Source organism: Mesorhizobium sp. M0317 (assembly GCF_040321555.1).
In the GTDB taxonomy this organism is placed as follows: Bacteria; Pseudomonadota; Alphaproteobacteria; order Rhizobiales; family Rhizobiaceae; genus Mesorhizobium.
Genome location: NZ_JAMYRV010000008.1, coordinates 97,087 through 113,281, shown reverse-complemented (window position 1 = coordinate 113,281; position 16,195 = coordinate 97,087). Strand labels below are relative to the sequence as shown.

Genomic DNA, 16,195 nt, shown 5'->3' with positions numbered 1-16,195 from the left:
GGTCGCCCGTTGCCTGCGATCAGCGCTGGATGAGCGGACGCCGGAAGCCGGCGTCGCGGCCCGCGATAAGCCAATAGACCAGGCCGGCTACGAGGCCGGCGGCGGCGATGATGCCGATATCGGCCCAGCGTCCGGCATCCTCTTCCGCGGCCGGCCAGACCAGGAAGAAGCCGGCTGCAGCGGCAGCGGCGCCAAACAGCATGTGCACCAGGAAATTGCGCAGGGCAAAGAATTCGGCGAGCAGCGCGAAGATCAGCGTCTGCAGGCCGGTCAGCACGATCGTCAGGAAATAGACGACCATGCCGAGCGGCGGCCACAGCAGCACGACAATGGGCGAAAATTGCATGGCGCCGAAATAGTCCGGCGCGTTGGGCAATACGGCGAGTGCGCAATATATCGCCACGACCGCGAACAATCCGATCAGCACCGAAACGAAATAGCCGGCAAGCATCATCAGAATGCGCTTCAAAACATGCTTAACCATGGCCATGCACCCCCGTGCCCTGCAACTGTTACGCGCACTCAGCCATCAAAGGCGGATCGGCGCAAGAGTGCATCCAGCAGTGCTTTGCGGCAAATCTTCAGGCGCCGCCGCATAGATGTTGTGAATCCGGCAAAACCCATGTGCCTTTTATCGCGAGGTCGACGCCGTAATAGACCCGCCCGCGCTCGTCGCCCTGCGGACAATCCCTCGGGATCGATATCAGGCACATGACGACAGGATCGCCGGCTTTCGAACTGGCAAGGCCAGGCTCCCGCTCGTAGGAAACCCCGGCGCCGCCATTGCTGAACCGCGCCAGACTGCCGGCTTCAGGACTGGCCGTTTCCAGCGGGTCGTCGCCAAGCCGCGTAGTCAGCGCCGTGATGTGGGTGAAGGCGCATTGCCCGATCGACGAGGGCAGGGGCTGGTCGGGGCTGCCTGGATGGCGGGCTGCGGTGTCGAGCGCCTTCTTGCCGATCAGGGCGATGTTGTAATCCTGCACCCAGGACGGCGCATTGCCGTAGGTCTGCAGCGCATTGTTTTGGGCACTGACGATGCAGGCGGCATCCTGCCCGCAGGCGTTCCTGTCAGTGATGAGCGCACGGGCGATCTTGCGCTTGTCGCGGCCAAAGGCTGGCTCGAAACCCGTAAAGGCCTTGGCGACCAAGGCATCAATTGCCGACAGTTGCGGGTCGGCACAGATCGCCTTTTCCACCGGCAGGCTGGCTTTGCGGCAGTCGAAGGACGGCCCGTCGGCACGCGCTGGACCAAGGCAGACCGCCGGGCCAGCCAGTGCGATCACAAGCGCAAGCGAGTTGGCAATTCGATTGGAAGAAAGCATGGTCGCCCCGTTGTCCGACAACTGCCACCATCCTAGGCAAAAAGTGCGGCGGACGGAATTGCCGAAGCGGTGCGGTATCGGCGCTATTTTGGTTCGGCTGTTACGGGATCGAAGGTGATTTCGACTTTCGCCTTGTCGGCGGTGTAATAGGTGACGGTGTACCCGTCCTTGTCCCAGTCGACCTCCTTCACATAGCGAAAGCCGTCGCGCTGCTCGACCTTGGCGATGATTGCCGACAGTTTCTGGGCATTCGTCGGCGGCAGTGGGCTGTCATCCGCGGCAAAGGCCGTCGAGCCGGCCAGAAGAACGACGACACCGGTCGCCAGAACAAGATTTCGCATGATTACCCTCATTTCACGTTGGTATGAACCGCACCGGAAACTCGCAGGCAGCACAGTTTGTTCCGAGAGCTGACGTCGCGCAGGTTCCGTGAAGCCCTGGATCGCCGCGCTCAGAGCGACGGCACGCCAATATTTGCATCAACCGCCGGCCAACCATGAGTGCTGCCACGGCCCGCGCTGGACAACCCGATGGTGGTAGAGCTTTGCCCAAGACCCTGCTAGACTTCTGGTCCCGGCGGGGTGGCATGGCGCGCCAACCCCGCCGGAATCTTCATCTCTCAGCGCGCGGCGAAGTGTTTCAGGAACGGGTCGTCGCCTGTGCTGGACCAGAACCAGAAAGGGAGCGGGGGCTCGAACATGGCTGTACGGAACTACACCCGTCAGCTGGCGACAATCATTTCTATCGATGCCGTCGGGTTCTCGCGGCTGATGGGCATCGACGACGAGTCTGCTGTCGCGGCATTCGAGGAACGGCGCGACATCATCGCCGACAGCTGTGGCACATTTGGCGGCCGCACGTTCGGCGACGCCGGCGACAGCATCATGGCCGAGTTCGGCAATCCGATCGAGGCGTTGCGCGCGGCCTTTGATTTCCAGGGCCGCATCGTCGCCCTCAACGCCGAGGTTGCCGACGACATGCGCATGCCGTTTCGCGCCGGCATCAACACCGGCGACGTCATCGTGCGTGGTGGCCGCCTCTACGGCGACGACGTCAACATCGCGGCGAGAATCCAGGAATTCGCGCCGGGCGACGGTCTCGCCGTTTCGGAGACGACCTGGCACCATGTGAAGGACAAGACGGCGGCCGAATTCACCGATCTCGGCGAATTCATGCTGAAGAACATCGCCTTGCCGGTGCGCGTTCTGATCGCCGGCCGCAGCGGCAACGGATCCTCGCCGGCGCAGTCGTTCGCGGCCATCCCCCAGGCCAATGCGCAGCAGAAGCTGTCGTCCAAGGGGCCGCCGGCGATCGCCGTCCTGCCCTTCCACGCCGATGGCGGCGAGCATGACATCGGCTACATGGCCGACGGCATCGCCGAGGACATCATCTATGGTCTTTCCAACACCAGATGGCTGTCGGTCATCGCCAAGGGCTCCAGCTTCCAGTTCCGCGACGACACGCTGGGCACGCGGGTGATCGGCAACGCGCTCGGCGCGCGCTACATCGTCAGCGGCACGCTGACGCGCAATGGTGGCCAGATCCGCCTCAACACCTCGCTGGCCGACGCGTCCAACGGGCGGCTGGTGTGGTCCCAGCGGTTCGATCGAGATCTGGTCGACATCTTCAACCTGCGCGACCAGATCGGCGCTGAGATCGTTTCGATCCTCGACAAGGAGGTCGACCGGGCGGAACAGGCACGCACCTTCCAGGTTCCCTGGGAAAGCCTGGAGACCTGGCAACTGGTGCGACGCGGACGCTGGCACATGAACCGGCGCACCCGCGGCGACACCGAAACCGCACTCGAGTTCTTCCAGAAGGCCTACCGCGAAGACGCCAATTCGAGCGCCGTGCTCAACGAAATGGCGTGGTGGTATTTCTGGCGGGCATGGCTGCGTTTCGGCGACAGCGACGATTTGGACAAGGTCGAGCAGTTTGCCCGCAAGGCGTTGCTGGTGGACAGCCTGGATGCGCGCCCGCACGCCCATCTCGGCGCCGTCGACATCATGCGCGGCGAACCGCGGTCGGCCGTCGACCATCTCGAGGAAGCGATCCACATCAATCCGAGCTTTGCCTTCGCGCGCTCGGCCATGGGCAGCGCCCAGCTGCTGCTCGGCAATGCCGCGACCGCAATACCGTTCTTTCTCGATACCGAGCGATTGAGCCCGTTCGACCTCTACCGCTTCCACAATCTGGGGGAACTGACGGCGGCCTATTGTTTGGTCGAGAACTGGCCGGCGGCGATCGCTGCCGCTGACCGCTCGCTCAACCTGTCTCCCGGCTATTTCTATTCCAGGTTCCTGAAGATCGGCGCGCTGATGCGAAGCGGCCGGCCGGAACAGGCGCGGCGCGAGATGACCATTTTCACCACCCGGCATCCCGATTTTTCAGAACAGCGTGTGCGCTGGATACCGTTCACCGACAAGGCCGCGAACGAGATCCTCGTCGCCAATTTCCGACTGGCCAAATGAACATGGCGTCAATGCTGGCTGGAACATGGACCAACTGTGAAAAGATTCACATACGTGCAACCGATGCAAACCTAGGCGTTGAACGGCCGGCATCGCAATAACGTGGATAGCCGGGGGGCTTGAACGCGCATGACCGAACTGAAGTATTTCGACGCTATTCGCGTGGCCCAGAAAAACCAGCGCCCGCTGTCGGAAATGCCGCCGTTCGATCTCGGCCGGATCCGCAAGACAGGGCTGATTGCGCGCATCGTCGGGTCTCTGGCCGAAGACCCCCGCTGGGCGCTTTCCCTGTTGCGGCGTATCCGCCCGACCGGCAAGCTCTTCGGTGTTCTGGTGGTCACCAAGAACGCCGATGTCCGCGACATATTGGAGCGCGGCGACGAATTCCAGACCCCATACGGCCCGGAAATGACCGAGCTTGCCCGCGGATCGAACTTCATCCTCGGCATGCAGGACGGCGCCGACTACCGGCGCATGAAATCGTCGGTGCTGAGTGCATTCCCGCCGGCCGAGGTCGAAGCCGCCGTCAGGCCGATCGCGGCGCGTCATTCGCAAGAGATCATGACGCGCGCCAGCCCCGGCTTCGATGCGATCTCCAGGTTGATGAAGATCGTCCCGGTGCACATCTGCCGCGATTATTTGGGCGTCGAGATGGACGATGAATCCGAATTCGCCGACTGGGCGATCGCGCTGAGTGCGCTGTTCTTTTCGGACCCGACGGCGAGCCCCGTCATGCGCGAACTCGCAGTGGTGGCGGGCGACCGTCTTCTCAAAGTCATCGATCGCTCCATTCAGTCGGCCAGGGACCGGGGCTTGAAGGCCGAGCAACCGCTGGCGAGGCTGGTTGTCCAGATGGATCAGGGCCGCCTGTCGCGGGATGACCTCAATTCGATCATGCTGGGCATGATCGCCGGCTTCGTCCCGACCAATGTGCTGGCCGCCGGCAATTGCCTCGACGTGATCCTGTCGCGGCCCGACGCACGGCAGGCTATCGATGCCGCATTGGCCGAAAACGATACCGCCAAGCTCGACAGGGCCGTCCTTGAAGCCATGCGCTTCAAGCCGATCTGGGTCGGCCCCTGGCGCTACACGGCCCGCGACGCGATCATCGGCAAGGGCACGCGCCGCGAGCGCCTGGTGAAAGCCGGCACGGTGGTGATGCCGGCGACGCTGTCGGCGATGTTCGATGCGGACGCCGTGCAGAACCCGGATCAGTTCGACACATCGCGCCCGCATCGCGACTACATGGTGTTCGGCCACGGCATTCATCAGTGCATCGGCGCCGAGATCGCCAGGATCCAGATCGGCGAAAGCCTGCGCGCCCTGTTCCAGAAGCAGGGCGTGCGCCGCATGCCCGGCAAGGCCGGGCGGATGACCCGCATCGGCGCCTATCCCGAAACCCTCAAGGTCGATTTCGAACGGGCAGAACTCTGCCGCACCGTAACGCAGTCCATGGTGACGGTGGTCTGCCCGGTCACCCGATCCGCGTCGCTGGATGCTGTCCGCGACAAGGTTGCCAGCCTCGGCAACCCGGCCGTCGAAGATATCCGCACCGCGCTCGACATTGCCGGCACCGTCCACTTCACCAGCCTGACCGTGGTCGGCACCGGCGAGATCGGCGCTGATTCCGGTCAGGAAAAAGGAGCTCTGGTTCTCGAGATTTCCGGTGACGGCAGCATCGACGATGTCATCGATGCGGTCACGCACGCCATCGGGCACCGGCTGCGGCCGATCTTCAAGGATGTCTGCGATCTGCGCGATGGCGGCGCATTGAACGATTTCCTGCGCAAGCACAATGTCGACATATCGCCGTCCTTCGGCAGCAATGCCGGACTGGTGTTTTCGGGCACGCCGGGGCACTCGGTCCAGCGTATCAAGGCCGAGCAGCAGCTTTTCGAAGCCGTCCGCGACATCGTCGAGCGGCCACGCAAAGGCGCCGGCAACGCTCCCGCCGTGCTCGCTGAAGTTCGCCAGCATGTCCAGTCATTAGGGACGTTTGCCTGGGCGTTCGAGCCGGCCGAGAGCCTGCTGGAAAAGCCGCCGGGTCATTGGGGCCGTGCCCTGATGACGACGTTGCTGGTACCACCGGTCTTCGTCACGGTGGCGATCATCTGGGCTGCTTGCTGGTACATGACCTACGGTGTGGTGTTCGGCAGATCTATCGACATCAGTTCCCAGGAAATCTCCTTCACCGCCATAGCCGTAGCAATCACCTCACTTCTGTTGTCGGGACTTGGAGTGTTGGTGGCAGCGGCGCTGCTGGCGTTTTCGTGCTTGCTGGCGCTGCGACGCCGCGAGGACAGGGATCGGCCGGAAAGCACATCGATCGGCATATCTGAATTGAACGCGATACTCGTCAAGGAGGGCCACGCGGCACAAAACCATCTGACTGCGATTTCGACGATGAAGGCCGGCATTCTGCGGCGGCTGGCGCTCAGGTTTTCTTTCTACCTGATCTCGATAGCTGCCCAGAAGGTATTCAAGCCAGGCTTCCTCAACACCATCAACACCATCCATTTCGCCCGCTGGATACTGCTGCCCGGCTCCAACCGATTGATGTTCTTCTCCAACTACGGCGGCAGCTGGGAAAGCTATCTTGAGGACTTCATCGCCAAGGCGTCCGCTGGCCTGACCGGCGTGTGGAGCAACACCGTGGGCTATCCACGCACACGATGGCTGTTCCTGGACGGCGCGCGCGACGGCGATCGTTTCAAGCGCTGGGCGCGGCGCCAGCAGGTGCCGACCCTGTTCTGGTACTCCGCCTATCCCCAAATCAACACAGAGCGCATCCGGATCAATTCCCGGGTCAGGCGCGGCATTGCTTCCGCCGTCGGCAACGAGGCGCGCGACTGGCTGAGCTTGTTCGGTTCGCTACGGCGCCCGGCGAGCGAAACAACCACCGTTCAAAAGACCACTTCGCTGCTGGCCAATATCAGCTCTGCCTTTCCGGCGCCTCTCGAGCAGCAGCTGGAAACCGGCGAGATCCAGTCCATCTTCTTCGGCCCGCTCGGCCCGCTCGCTTATTCGCATATGCTTGCGATCCGGGTGCCGGACAAGTTGCCGGCGCCCAAGCGCAGAGCCTGGCTCGATTTCGTTGTCGAGCAGACGAGTTTCGGCGAAGGCAGGCCCGCCGGGCGAGCTATGATAGTCGCCTTTGGTCCCGGTGGCCTGCGGCAGTTTGGGCTCGACGAGGGTGTGGAGGGCGATCCACTGGAAACATTTCCGATCGCCTTTCGCCATGGCATGGGCAATCCCGAGCGTGGGCGCATACTGGACGACCGAGGCCGCGACGGCCCGGACGAATGGGAGTGGGGGTCGTTGGAGAACCCTGTGGACCTGGTCATCGTCTGCTATGCTGAAGACCCGGGACGGTTGAAGACCGAGATTGCCACCGTGAGACGAAAGACGACCGGTGCAGGCATGAAGGTCGTCGCCGAACTGCCGCTCGCCGTAAACCGGGGTCCGACCGACACGAAGACGAAATCGTCCGACGGGGCAAAGCGTGACGATCGGTCGGAACGTGGGCCAGCCTACGAGCATTTCGGTTTCGCGGACGGGATTTCGCAGCCGATTGTCCGGGGCACGACCCGCGCCAGCAGGGGCGCCGCGCCCATGCATCTGGTCGCGCCCGGCGAGTTCCTGTTCGGCTATCGTGATGAGCATGGGTTCTATCCAGCCTCGCCCTCGGTAAGCGCATCACGCGATCGGACCGGAATCCTTTCGCAGGTGCGCCGTAGCCGGCTGATTCCGGGCCTGCCGCCACCGCCGCGCGATTTCGGGCGCAACGGTTCATTCCTGGTTATTCGCCAGTTCGAGCAGCACGTCGACGTCTTCAACAACTACTGCAAAAAGGCTGCAGCCTTGGTCGCGAGCCAACTCGGCAACCAAGCCATCACGCAAGACTGGATTGCCGCCAAGATGCTCGGCCGCTGGCAGAACGGTAGCTCGCTGGTGCGAAACCCCGATCATCCGGGACGCGTCATCGACAACGACTTCGCCGCTGGCGCCGAGGATCCGCAAGGCCATCGCTGCCCGCTTGGTGCCCACATTCGCCGTTCCAACCCACGCGACTCGCTGGGTGAGGACCGCGATACGCAGATCAATATCGGCAAGCGCCATCGTATCCTGCGGGTCGGCCGTACCTATGAGAAGCACGACGGCAAGAATGGCAAGGTCGAGAAAGGGCTGCTGTTCATGTGCCTCAACGCCGACATAGAGCGCCAGTACGAATTCATTCAGCAGACCTGGGTTTCGTCGGCCACGTTCCAGGGCCTCGTCGATGAAAAGGACCCGACGATTGGTTCGCGCGGCGGTGATGGCAGGTTCACCATTCCGTCATGGGAAAAGGTCACGACGCTCCGTGACATGCCGCAATTCGTCACCACCAAGGGGGGTGGATACTTCTTCATGCCCAGCCGCTCGGCGCTGCGCTACCTAATTTCGCGGCTCTGATTCGGCGTCAGTCGTCGTCCTGCGATTCGGCGATATGGCGCAGCGCCCCGGTGTCGGTGATGCGCAGGCCGCCGCGTTTGATGGCAATGAACGAGCGGTTGCGCCAGTCGTTGAGCGTCTTGTTGACGGACTCGCGCGTGGCGCCGAGGAACTCTCCGAGTTCCGATTGCGAGATCGGAATCCAGCCGGCGCTGTCGGCCATCACCTTGGCCAGGAAGACCAGGCGTTTGGCGAGCCTCGCCTCGATGCCGAAGAAGGCCTGGTCGCCGAGTTCGCCGCTGACCCAGCGCAGCCGGGCGCACAGAAGTTCGATCATCGCGCATGCCAGCAGTGGATTTTTCTCAATGCGATCAAATAGTTGTGTCCTGCTGAGCGAAACCAGCTCGCAAGCGGTCAGGCAGATGGCGGTGGCGGTGCGTGGCCGCCCGTCAAGCGCGCCGATCTCGCCGACGAGGCTGCGCGACAGCTCGATATTGGCCACCAGCTTCTGCCCGCCAGGCGAATAGATCGAGATTTCCACCGTGCCGCTCATCACCCCGTAGATCCGGTCGGCGGCATCTTCCTGGACGAACAGATGCTGGCCGGCGGCGTAGCGCTCGACCTTGCAGCCGCTGAACAGGATATCGAACAGCTTTGGATCGATGCGTGCCAGGCGCGGCAGATCGTTTCTGTCGTTTGGGCCGCCAAAAGCCATGTTCCAAATTCCCAATTGCCGCAATCGGCGAAGTTTAAGGGCCGAAGTCTAAGGCAAGAGTGCACCGCGTCAAAGGCCGGCGTTCATCCCTTGCGATTACGCCTTGTAAAGGCTTGGCGCAGTGGTCGCGCCCAGTGCCTGGCTCGTGCCGGGCGGAAAGCCGCCTGCACGCGCGGCGGTGAGGAGCCGCGCGTGCAGGCGCCAACTGATAAAAATGGATAGGTGATAAAATTTCTGTAAAACCGAGCGGCCGCAATGGCCCTTCCACCCGTTGCGATAGGTGGGCGCAAACAGCGTGAGCGTCTGTGACGGAGATCACATACAGCATCGCTGAAATAATGCGAGCGTCATACATCGCGCGAGCGACTGCGGCAAGAGACATGCCGACGTTGCACTCCGGTCATCTTCGACGCGAGTTGATTTGTTTCCTTGCCTGCCAGTCAGAATTGCACCAGTCTAAAATGGGGCAATACATTTCTTTTCTTCGACAGAACCTTTGAGGGCGACTATGCCGGTCAGCAGAGAGCAGCGAATCCGTCAATATCTCGATCTCGTCACCGGGGGCGAGGGGACTGAATCAGTCCTCGGCAACGTGGAGACGATGGCAGGCGGCGCTCTGGAATCCCTTGCGCCTGCGGAAGCCGGCAAGACGGAGGCGGCGTTTGAATCGGCGCGCGCTGGCATGGAGAGCCTCGCGCGGGGCGCCGAAGTCGCGCCCGAGCAGCTTTCCGATCTGGAAGCCATAATCATCCCGGAGTTGCGGCCGGTCTATGACATCAAGGATGGCACCTTTACGACGCTGACTTTCGACGGCGCTCCGACACCTGGCCATTCGCTGTGGACGAAGCTTACCAGCGAGGCCGCATTAAAGCAGCGCATCGAAGCCGCCCTGCCGGCGATCGGGCGTATCGAACTGTTGTGGAACACCAATATCCCTTACGGCGGCACGGGCTTCGTCGTCGGCCGCAACCTGCTGATGACCAACCGTCATGTGGCGCAGATATTTGCGGACGGCCTTGGCGACCGCAATCTGCAATTCATCAGCGGCCGCGCTGCCGGCATCGACTTCAAGCGCGATTCGGCGGCGGGAAACGTCTTCAAGATCCGCAATGTTCGGATGATCCATCCCTATTGGGACATGGCGATCCTCGAAGTCGAAGGCCTGCCCGACAACATCACGCCGCTGTCGCTCGCCGTCGCCGACGCGCGCGATATGCTGCGCCAGGAGGTCGTCGCCATCGGCTATCCCGCGTTCGACAATCGCAACGCGATCGACGTCCAGACGGAGATCATGCGTAACCGCTTCCAGGTCAAGCGCCTGCAGCCGGGCATGCTTCAGGGCGGCTTCAACACTGAAAGTTTCGGCAAGATCGTCAGCGCGGCGACACATGACTGCTCGACGACCGGTGGCAACTCCGGTACCGGCATGATCAATCTCGCCACGGGCGAGGTCGTGGCGCTGCATTTTGCCGGCCGCTATCTCGAACGCAACTACGCCGTGCCCACCGGCGCGCTGGCCAGGGACCAGCGCGTCGTCGACCTCGGCCTCAATTTTTCCGGCGCCGCCAGCGGCGGCCCCAACGATTGGGGCGCATGGTGGAACAAGGCGGACAGCGGGTCGCCGGCCGAGGGCGTAAACCTGGTCGAGGTCGGCGGCGTTAAGCAGATCGCGGGCGTCGTCACCCAGACGCCTTCATCCGGAGGCGTCGTCGTTTCGCCCGGCGGCAGCGTCACTTTCGAAGTGCCGTTGCGCATCACCGTCTCGCTCGGCGCAACTCCTGCCCATGAAGCGGTCACGGAGTCGGTCGAACTCGAAGCGGCCAAGCCGACCCCTCCAGGCGGCGCATTCGTTCCCAAAACGCTCGCCGACTATGACGCTTATGAGGGCTACGACGAGAAATTTCTCTCTGGCGGCACCAAGCTCGCGCCCGTCGTGGTGCCGATGCCGGAGGCCACCGACCTGTCCGTGCTGGCGCCGCTCAAGGCCGGTGGCACGCGGCTCGACTACCAGAATTTTTCGCTCAAGATGCACGCCAAGCGGCGGCTGGCCCTGTTCACCGCCTCCAACGTCACCGAGGAGAGCAATCTGCGCGAGCCGGAAAAGGGCCGCAACTATTCGCGTGGCGGCCTGTTCAGCGAGCGCTGGTTCCCGGATCTGCGGCTCGACGACAAGTATCAGATCCCCGATGTCTTCTACACTCAGGATCAGGGCGCCTTCGACAAGGGCCATATCGTCCGGCGCGATGACGTGGCCTGGGGCAGCACCTTCGAGCTTCTGCTCAGGGGCAATGTCTGCTCCTTCCATGTCACCAACTGCTCGCCCCAGGTCGAGGGCTACAACCGCTCCGACAGCGGTGAGAAGAACTGGGGCGATCTTGAGAACCACGTCCTGTCGGAGGCGGCGAGCGAACGGCTGTGTGTCTTCGCTGGCCCGGTGCTCGCCGATGACGACCGAACCTTTGCCGGCAAAGGCCCCAAGGGAACAAGTCTTCGCGCGCCGGTGCCGCGCCGTTTCTGGAAGGTGATCGTGGCGCGCGTCACAGACGGGCTCGCCAGCTATGGCTTCGTCCTCGAACAGGATCTGTCGGACACGGAGCTGGAGTTTGCCGTCTCCGACGAGCTCATCGGCGCCATGTACCCGCTGACCGAAATCTCCGAAATGACCGGCGTCAGCTTCGACCAATCGTTGATCGATGCCGACCAGTACGAAACGGTTCGCGGCACCGAAATTGCGATGCGGGCGGGATCACGGAGACGAAAGAAGAAGGCTTAGGCTCGCGCGGCGCTGCGATGCCTTGCAGGAACACCATGACCGAATGGACGCAATCCAAGCCGACCTCCCTGCTGCCGGCCACGCGCCCCCGAGCGGTACCAATTAGCGCCAACACAGCGGAGATCTGGATCAGCACATAGCTGACGGCGAGCCGGGCACCGGAAAGAAGTCGTTCGTCAAAAAGCCGTGATGCAGCGCTTCAAGATAGCGGCAATAATACGGGCTGGTTTTCATTCGGGGTTTTTACATGCGCACACGTCACGCCATCATGCTTGCACTTTCCGTGCTTTCCATTCCTGCCGTCTCCATCCCGGCGCAGAAGGCACGAGCGCTGGAGCCTGAAAAATACACGGTCTATTGTGCCAACGATCACATCGAGGTCTCGTTCTGGGATCTCGAGCAGATGAAGGTGCGGAACGGATCCGATGTATGCCAGTTCCAGAGCTACACGAGCTACTCAAGCGCGTTGAACTTTGCGCAGAAGAATTTTGGTGGGGAAGGGGCGAGTTGCAGCTGCTAGGAGTGCTGGCTTGGAGTGTGCTGTTCCGGGAAAGAAAATGGTGGGCGATGCAGGGATTGAACCTGCGACCCCACCCGTGTGAAGGGTGTGCTCTCCCGCTGAGCTAATCGCCCGCTCGTTGCCCGAAGGCCAAGCGAGCCGCGATATAAGGGAGGCAGGGTTGTGAAGTCAAGGCGATGCGCCCGCCTTCTATGCCTGAAATAGGCGAGGGCAGGCGCTGCCGCGCACTCGCCCGTTTCGTTCAGCCGGTCGCCGCAGCAATCAGCCGTTCCGCCAGGTCGAGCGTCAGCGCGTCGAAATGCGAAATCACCGCCGACGGCTCGAATTCCCTGACATGGCGGTCGGTGTAGCCGAAATCGACGGCAACCACGGGAATGCCGGCGGCCTTGGCCGTGTCGATGTCGGTCTGCGAATCGCCGACCATCAGCGCATGGTGCGGGTCACCGCCGGCGAGCCTGATGGTTTCGGTGAGATGGCGCGGGTCGGGCTTGCGGAAGGCGAACGTGTCCTGGCCGGCGATCGCGGCGAAATGCTTTGTCAGGCCGAGCGCCTCGATCAGCGCTTTCGAATTCGCCTCGTATTTGTTGGTGCAGATGGCAAGCAGATAGCCGGCCGCCTCGAAACGGGCGATCGCCTCGACCACGCCGGGGTAGGGGCGCGACTTGCCGGGAATGTTGACCGTGTAGTGATCGAGGAACAGTTTCAGCAGCCGGTCGTGCTCGTCCACTGCCAACGACTTCTGCTGCGCGGTATGCGCGCGCTCGATCATCACCCGTCCGCCCTGGCCGACAAAACGCCGGAAGCCGGCCTCGTCGACAGCGGCAAGCTCGCTGGCGGCAAGGCTGTGGTTCAGGCTATCGAGCAGGTCCGGCGCAGTGTCGATCAGCGTCCCGTCGAGGTCGAACACGATGATCGGTTGGGTCATGGCCTATCCTGTGGCTGATGCATTGCAGGCAGGCGATAGCGGCTGCGCTTCTTTCAGGCAAGCCGGTGCGAGCCAAAGTCTTTGACCCTGCGGGCAAAAGTGCTAGGAGCGCGCATCCAGAAAAATCAGAACCAAGCCAAATCCCCGGGGCGAGCATGGATGCGAGGCAGTTGAAGGTCGAGGCCGCGCGGGCAGCCCTTGCCCATGTCAGCGACGGCATGCGGCTCGGCATCGGCACCGGGACCACGGCCGACGAATTCGTGCGGCTGCTGGCCGAAAAGATCGCCACGGGCTTGACCGTCATCGGCGTGCCGACGTCGGAGCGCACTGCAGCCCTTTGCCGCGAACTTGGCGTGCCGCTGTCGACGCTTGAGGAAACGCCCGAGCTCGACCTTACCGTCGACGGCGCCGACGAGATCGACGCGGCGCTGACGCTGATCAAGGGCGGCGGCGGCGCGCTGCTGCGCGAGAAGATCGTCGCGGCGGCATCTCAGCGCATGATCGTCATTGCCGATCGCTCGAAGATGGTCGACACCCTTGGCCGGTTTCCGTTGCCGATCGAAGTCAACCAATTCGGCCTGCGCCCCACCGAAATCGCGGTCGCGGCAGCGGCCAAAAGTCTCGGCCTTTCCGGCCCGGTTACATTGAGGATGACGGGGGGCCAGCCTTTTGTTACAGACGGCGGCCATTTTATCCTCGATGCATCTTTTGGCCGCATTCCGGATACAAGAGCGCTTTCGAATGCTCTCCATGCCATTCCTGGTGTGGTCGAGCATGGTCTTTTCATCGGGCTGGCGTCAGCGGCCATCATCGCCGGCGGCGACGGCATCCAAACCGTCCATGCCGCCCGAAAACCAGGGAGTTCTACCGATCATGATGTTGCATAACCGGGTTCGCAATCTTTGCGCCGTTCTGGCGGCTTCGGCCGTTTTCGCCTTCTCCTCCCCGGCATTCTCGCAGGAGATCACGGAATCGCATCTGAAGGCGGCACGGGCGGCGGTCACGGCAATCCACGCGACCGACTCGTTCGACAACATCCTGCCGCAAGCGGCGGCCTCGCTCGAGCAGCAGCTTATCCAGAAGAACCCTGATATGCAGGAGCTGATCGGCAAGACCGTCAGCGAGAAGGCACTGGCGCTGGCCTCGCGCCGTGCCGATCTGGAGAAGGAAGCAGCGCTCGCCTATGCCAAGGTGTTCTCCGAGAAGGATCTCACCGACATCGCCGCCTTCTACAATTCCGATGCCGGCAAGAAGCTGCTCGACAACGGCCCCAACGTGACGCGCGAACTGGTGAAGGCCGCCGACATCTGGCAGAACGGCCTGGCGCGCGATCTCGCCCAGCAGGTCGGCGAAACGCTGGCAGCCGCCGCGAAGGCCGCTGCTCCGGCCGCGCCTGCGCCGGAGAACGCAACTGCCCCCGCCGATGGCGCTGCACCTGCCGACGGCGATGCGCCCGCAGACGGTGACCAGCCGGAAGCGCCGAAGAACTAAGACGTCTGATTTCGCCACCGGCATCCTTGCCGCTGGACCAGAAAGCCCGGTGGAAACCGGGCTTTTCTTTTGGCTTCATGCAGCCTACCTGTCTCAAACATTTCTTGGGGCAAGGAACAGCAGCATGGCCGGCTACGACTACGATCTCTTCGTCATCGGCGGCGGCTCCGGCGGGGTTCGGGCGGCGCGCGTGGCGGCAGCGCTCGGCAAGCGCGTCGGCATCGCCGAGGAATACCGCTATGGTGGCACCTGCGTCATCCGTGGCTGCGTGCCGAAAAAACTCTATGTCTATGCCTCGCAATTTCCCGAGCATTTTGCCGACGCCGCCGGCTATGGCTGGACGGTGCCGGAGGCCAGCTTCGACTGGCCGACGCTGGTCGCCAACAAGGACCGCGAGATTGCCCGTCTGGAAGCGATCTACGAAAAGAACGTGAAAGGCGCCGGCGGCGAGACGTTCCACTCGCGCGCCATGCTGGTCGACCCGCATGTCGTGCATCTCCTGGGCGATGACCGCACCGTCACCGCCGACCAGATCCTGATCGCCACCGGCGGCCGGCCGGCGCCGCACCCGGCGCTGCCCGGTCACGAGCATTGCATCTTTTCCAATGAGGTTTTCGACCTCAAGCAACTGCCGAAGGCGATCATGATTGAGGGCGGCGGCTACATCGCCGTCGAATTCGCCAATATCGTCCATGGCTTGGGCGTCGACACCACGCTGGTCTATCGCGGCAAGGAGATACTGTCGCGCTTCGACATGGACCTGCGGCACATGCTGCACGAAACCATGGAAAAGAAGGGGATCAAGATCCTCTGCCACGCCGTGTCGGAATGGGTCCGCAAGCGGCCGGACGGCAGGCTGGATGCGTTGGTCACCGGCGGCAAGGTGCTGACAGTCGACCAGGTCATGCTCGCCATCGGCCGCCTCCCCAACACTGAGAATATGGGCCTGGAAGGCGTCGGCATCGAACTCGGCAAAACCGGCGCCATCGTTGTCGACGAATATTCCCGCACCAACATCGACAACATCTGGGCGATCGGCGACGTCACCAACCGCGTGCAGTTGACGCCGGTGGCGATCCACGAGGCCATGTGTTTCATTGAGACCGCATTCAAAGGCAATCCGACCGCGCCCGACCACGACACCATCCCGACCGCCGTCTTCTCACAGCCGGAGATCGGCACCGTCGGGCTGTCCGAGGACGATGCCGTCAAGCGCTACTCCGATATCGAAATCTACCGCGCCACATTCCGGACGATGCGGCACACGCTGTCGGGCCGCGACGAAAAGATGCTGACGAAGCTGGTGGTCGATGGCGCCACGCGAAAAGTGCTCGGCGCGCACATCCTCGGGCCGGACGCCGGCGAGATGGCGCAGTTGCTCGGCATTCCGCTGAAGGCCGGCGTCACCAAGGATGATTTCGACCGCACCATGGCCGTCCACCCGACGGCAGCGGAGGAACTGGTCACCATGTACAAGCCTACCTACCGCGTGAAGAACGGCGTGCGGGTCGATTGACGCCCGCGCGCTCGATCTTGAAGAACCCCCC

Annotated in this window: 12 protein-coding genes and 1 tRNA gene; 7 read left to right on the top strand and 6 right to left on the bottom strand. The window is 62.8% G+C overall.

Annotated features, from left to right (window positions below; all coding sequences use genetic code 11):
• Positions 1 to 19: 19 nt before the first annotated feature.
• The 3 genes from NKI88_RS09360 to NKI88_RS09350 all read right to left on the bottom strand — a co-directional run bounded on the left by NKI88_RS09360 (position 20) and on the right by NKI88_RS09350 (position 1,663).
• A complete protein-coding gene (locus NKI88_RS09360; protein WP_023668992.1) occupies positions 20 to 490 on the bottom strand; it encodes a hypothetical protein in 471 nt (156 codons plus the stop codon).
• A gap of 91 nt (positions 491 to 581) precedes the next feature.
• Entirely contained in the window at positions 582 to 1,322 is a 741-nt protein-coding gene (locus NKI88_RS09355) for a lysozyme inhibitor LprI family protein (RefSeq protein ID WP_352654788.1), read from the bottom strand.
• 83 nt (positions 1,323 to 1,405) lie between these two features.
• Entirely contained in the window at positions 1,406 to 1,663 is a 258-nt protein-coding gene (locus NKI88_RS09350) for a PepSY domain-containing protein (protein WP_023668990.1), read from the bottom strand.
• A gap of 357 nt (positions 1,664 to 2,020) precedes the next feature.
• Between NKI88_RS09350 and NKI88_RS09345 the strand changes: the two genes are divergently transcribed.
• Entirely contained in the window at positions 2,021 to 3,793 is a 1,773-nt protein-coding gene (locus NKI88_RS09345; RefSeq protein WP_352654786.1) for an adenylate/guanylate cyclase domain-containing protein, read from the top strand.
• 129 nt (positions 3,794 to 3,922) lie between these two features.
• Entirely contained in the window at positions 3,923 to 8,245 is a 4,323-nt protein-coding gene (locus NKI88_RS09340; RefSeq protein ID WP_352654784.1) for a cytochrome P450, read from the top strand.
• Between the two features lie 7 nt (positions 8,246 to 8,252).
• On the opposite strand, the gene NKI88_RS09335 is transcribed toward NKI88_RS09340, so the two are convergent.
• Positions 8,253 to 8,939 carry a Crp/Fnr family transcriptional regulator gene (locus NKI88_RS09335; protein ID WP_352654782.1) on the bottom strand — a complete coding sequence of 229 codons (687 nt, stop codon included), beginning with the start codon at positions 8,937 to 8,939 and terminating at the stop codon, positions 8,253 to 8,255.
• Positions 8,940 to 9,447: 508 nt separating this feature from the next.
• On the opposite strand from NKI88_RS09335, the gene NKI88_RS09330 reads away from it, so the two are divergent.
• On the top strand, positions 9,448 to 11,712 hold the full coding sequence (locus NKI88_RS09330) for a DNA/RNA non-specific endonuclease (protein WP_352654780.1): 2,265 nt from the start codon (positions 9,448 to 9,450) through the stop codon (positions 11,710 to 11,712).
• Positions 11,713 to 11,959: 247 nt separating this feature from the next.
• A complete protein-coding gene (locus NKI88_RS09325; RefSeq protein ID WP_023706833.1) occupies positions 11,960 to 12,232 on the top strand; it encodes a hypothetical protein in 273 nt (90 codons plus the stop codon).
• A gap of 38 nt (positions 12,233 to 12,270) precedes the next feature.
• Here the strand turns inward: NKI88_RS09325 and NKI88_RS09320 are convergent.
• Positions 12,271 to 12,345 (bottom strand) — tRNA-Val (locus NKI88_RS09320).
• Between the two features lie 128 nt (positions 12,346 to 12,473).
• A complete protein-coding gene (locus NKI88_RS09315; RefSeq protein ID WP_352654778.1) occupies positions 12,474 to 13,157 on the bottom strand; it encodes a phosphoglycolate phosphatase in 684 nt (227 codons plus the stop codon).
• A 155-nt stretch (positions 13,158 to 13,312) separates the two neighbouring features.
• Here NKI88_RS09315 and rpiA point away from each other — a divergent pair, with 155 nt between their 5' ends.
• The 3 genes from rpiA (at position 13,313) to gor (ending at position 16,164) form a co-directional block, all read left to right on the top strand.
• Positions 13,313 to 14,044, top strand: a complete 732-nt coding sequence (gene rpiA, locus NKI88_RS09310) for a ribose-5-phosphate isomerase RpiA (protein ID WP_352654776.1) — start codon at positions 13,313 to 13,315, stop codon at positions 14,042 to 14,044.
• Entirely contained in the window at positions 14,031 to 14,648 is a 618-nt protein-coding gene (locus tag NKI88_RS09305; RefSeq protein WP_023745065.1) for a DUF2059 domain-containing protein, read from the top strand. Before rpiA ends, NKI88_RS09305 begins: the two co-directional genes overlap by 14 nt.
• A gap of 124 nt (positions 14,649 to 14,772) precedes the next feature.
• Positions 14,773 to 16,164, top strand: a complete 1,392-nt coding sequence (gene gor, locus NKI88_RS09300; RefSeq protein ID WP_352654774.1) for a glutathione-disulfide reductase — start codon at positions 14,773 to 14,775, stop codon at positions 16,162 to 16,164.
• Positions 16,165 to 16,195 lie beyond the last annotated feature (31 nt).

What these genes read in the sequence shown, in the direction of transcription:
- NKI88_RS09360 (WP_023668992.1), bottom strand. Translation starts at nt 490, where the DNA reads ATGGCCATGGTTAAGCATGTTTTGAAGCGCATTCTGATGATGCTTGCC.
- NKI88_RS09315 (WP_352654778.1), bottom strand. Translation starts at nt 13,157, where the DNA reads ATGACCCAACCGATCATCGTGTTCGACCTCGACGGGACGCTGATCGAC.
- NKI88_RS09350 (WP_023668990.1), bottom strand. Translation starts at nt 1,663, where the DNA reads ATGCGAAATCTTGTTCTGGCGACCGGTGTCGTCGTTCTTCTGGCCGGC.
- NKI88_RS09335 (WP_352654782.1), bottom strand. Translation starts at nt 8,939, where the DNA reads ATGGCTTTTGGCGGCCCAAACGACAGAAACGATCTGCCGCGCCTGGCA.
- NKI88_RS09340 (WP_352654784.1), top strand. Translation starts at nt 3,923, where the DNA reads ATGACCGAACTGAAGTATTTCGACGCTATTCGCGTGGCCCAGAAAAAC.
- NKI88_RS09345 (WP_352654786.1), top strand. Translation starts at nt 2,021, where the DNA reads ATGGCTGTACGGAACTACACCCGTCAGCTGGCGACAATCATTTCTATC.
- NKI88_RS09325 (WP_023706833.1), top strand. Translation starts at nt 11,960, where the DNA reads ATGCGCACACGTCACGCCATCATGCTTGCACTTTCCGTGCTTTCCATT.
- gor (WP_352654774.1), top strand. Translation starts at nt 14,773, where the DNA reads ATGGCCGGCTACGACTACGATCTCTTCGTCATCGGCGGCGGCTCCGGC.
- rpiA (WP_352654776.1), top strand. Translation starts at nt 13,313, where the DNA reads ATGGATGCGAGGCAGTTGAAGGTCGAGGCCGCGCGGGCAGCCCTTGCC.
- NKI88_RS09305 (WP_023745065.1), top strand. Translation starts at nt 14,031, where the DNA reads ATGATGTTGCATAACCGGGTTCGCAATCTTTGCGCCGTTCTGGCGGCT.
- NKI88_RS09355 (WP_352654788.1), bottom strand. Translation starts at nt 1,322, where the DNA reads ATGCTTTCTTCCAATCGAATTGCCAACTCGCTTGCGCTTGTGATCGCA.
- NKI88_RS09330 (WP_352654780.1), top strand. Translation starts at nt 9,448, where the DNA reads ATGCCGGTCAGCAGAGAGCAGCGAATCCGTCAATATCTCGATCTCGTC.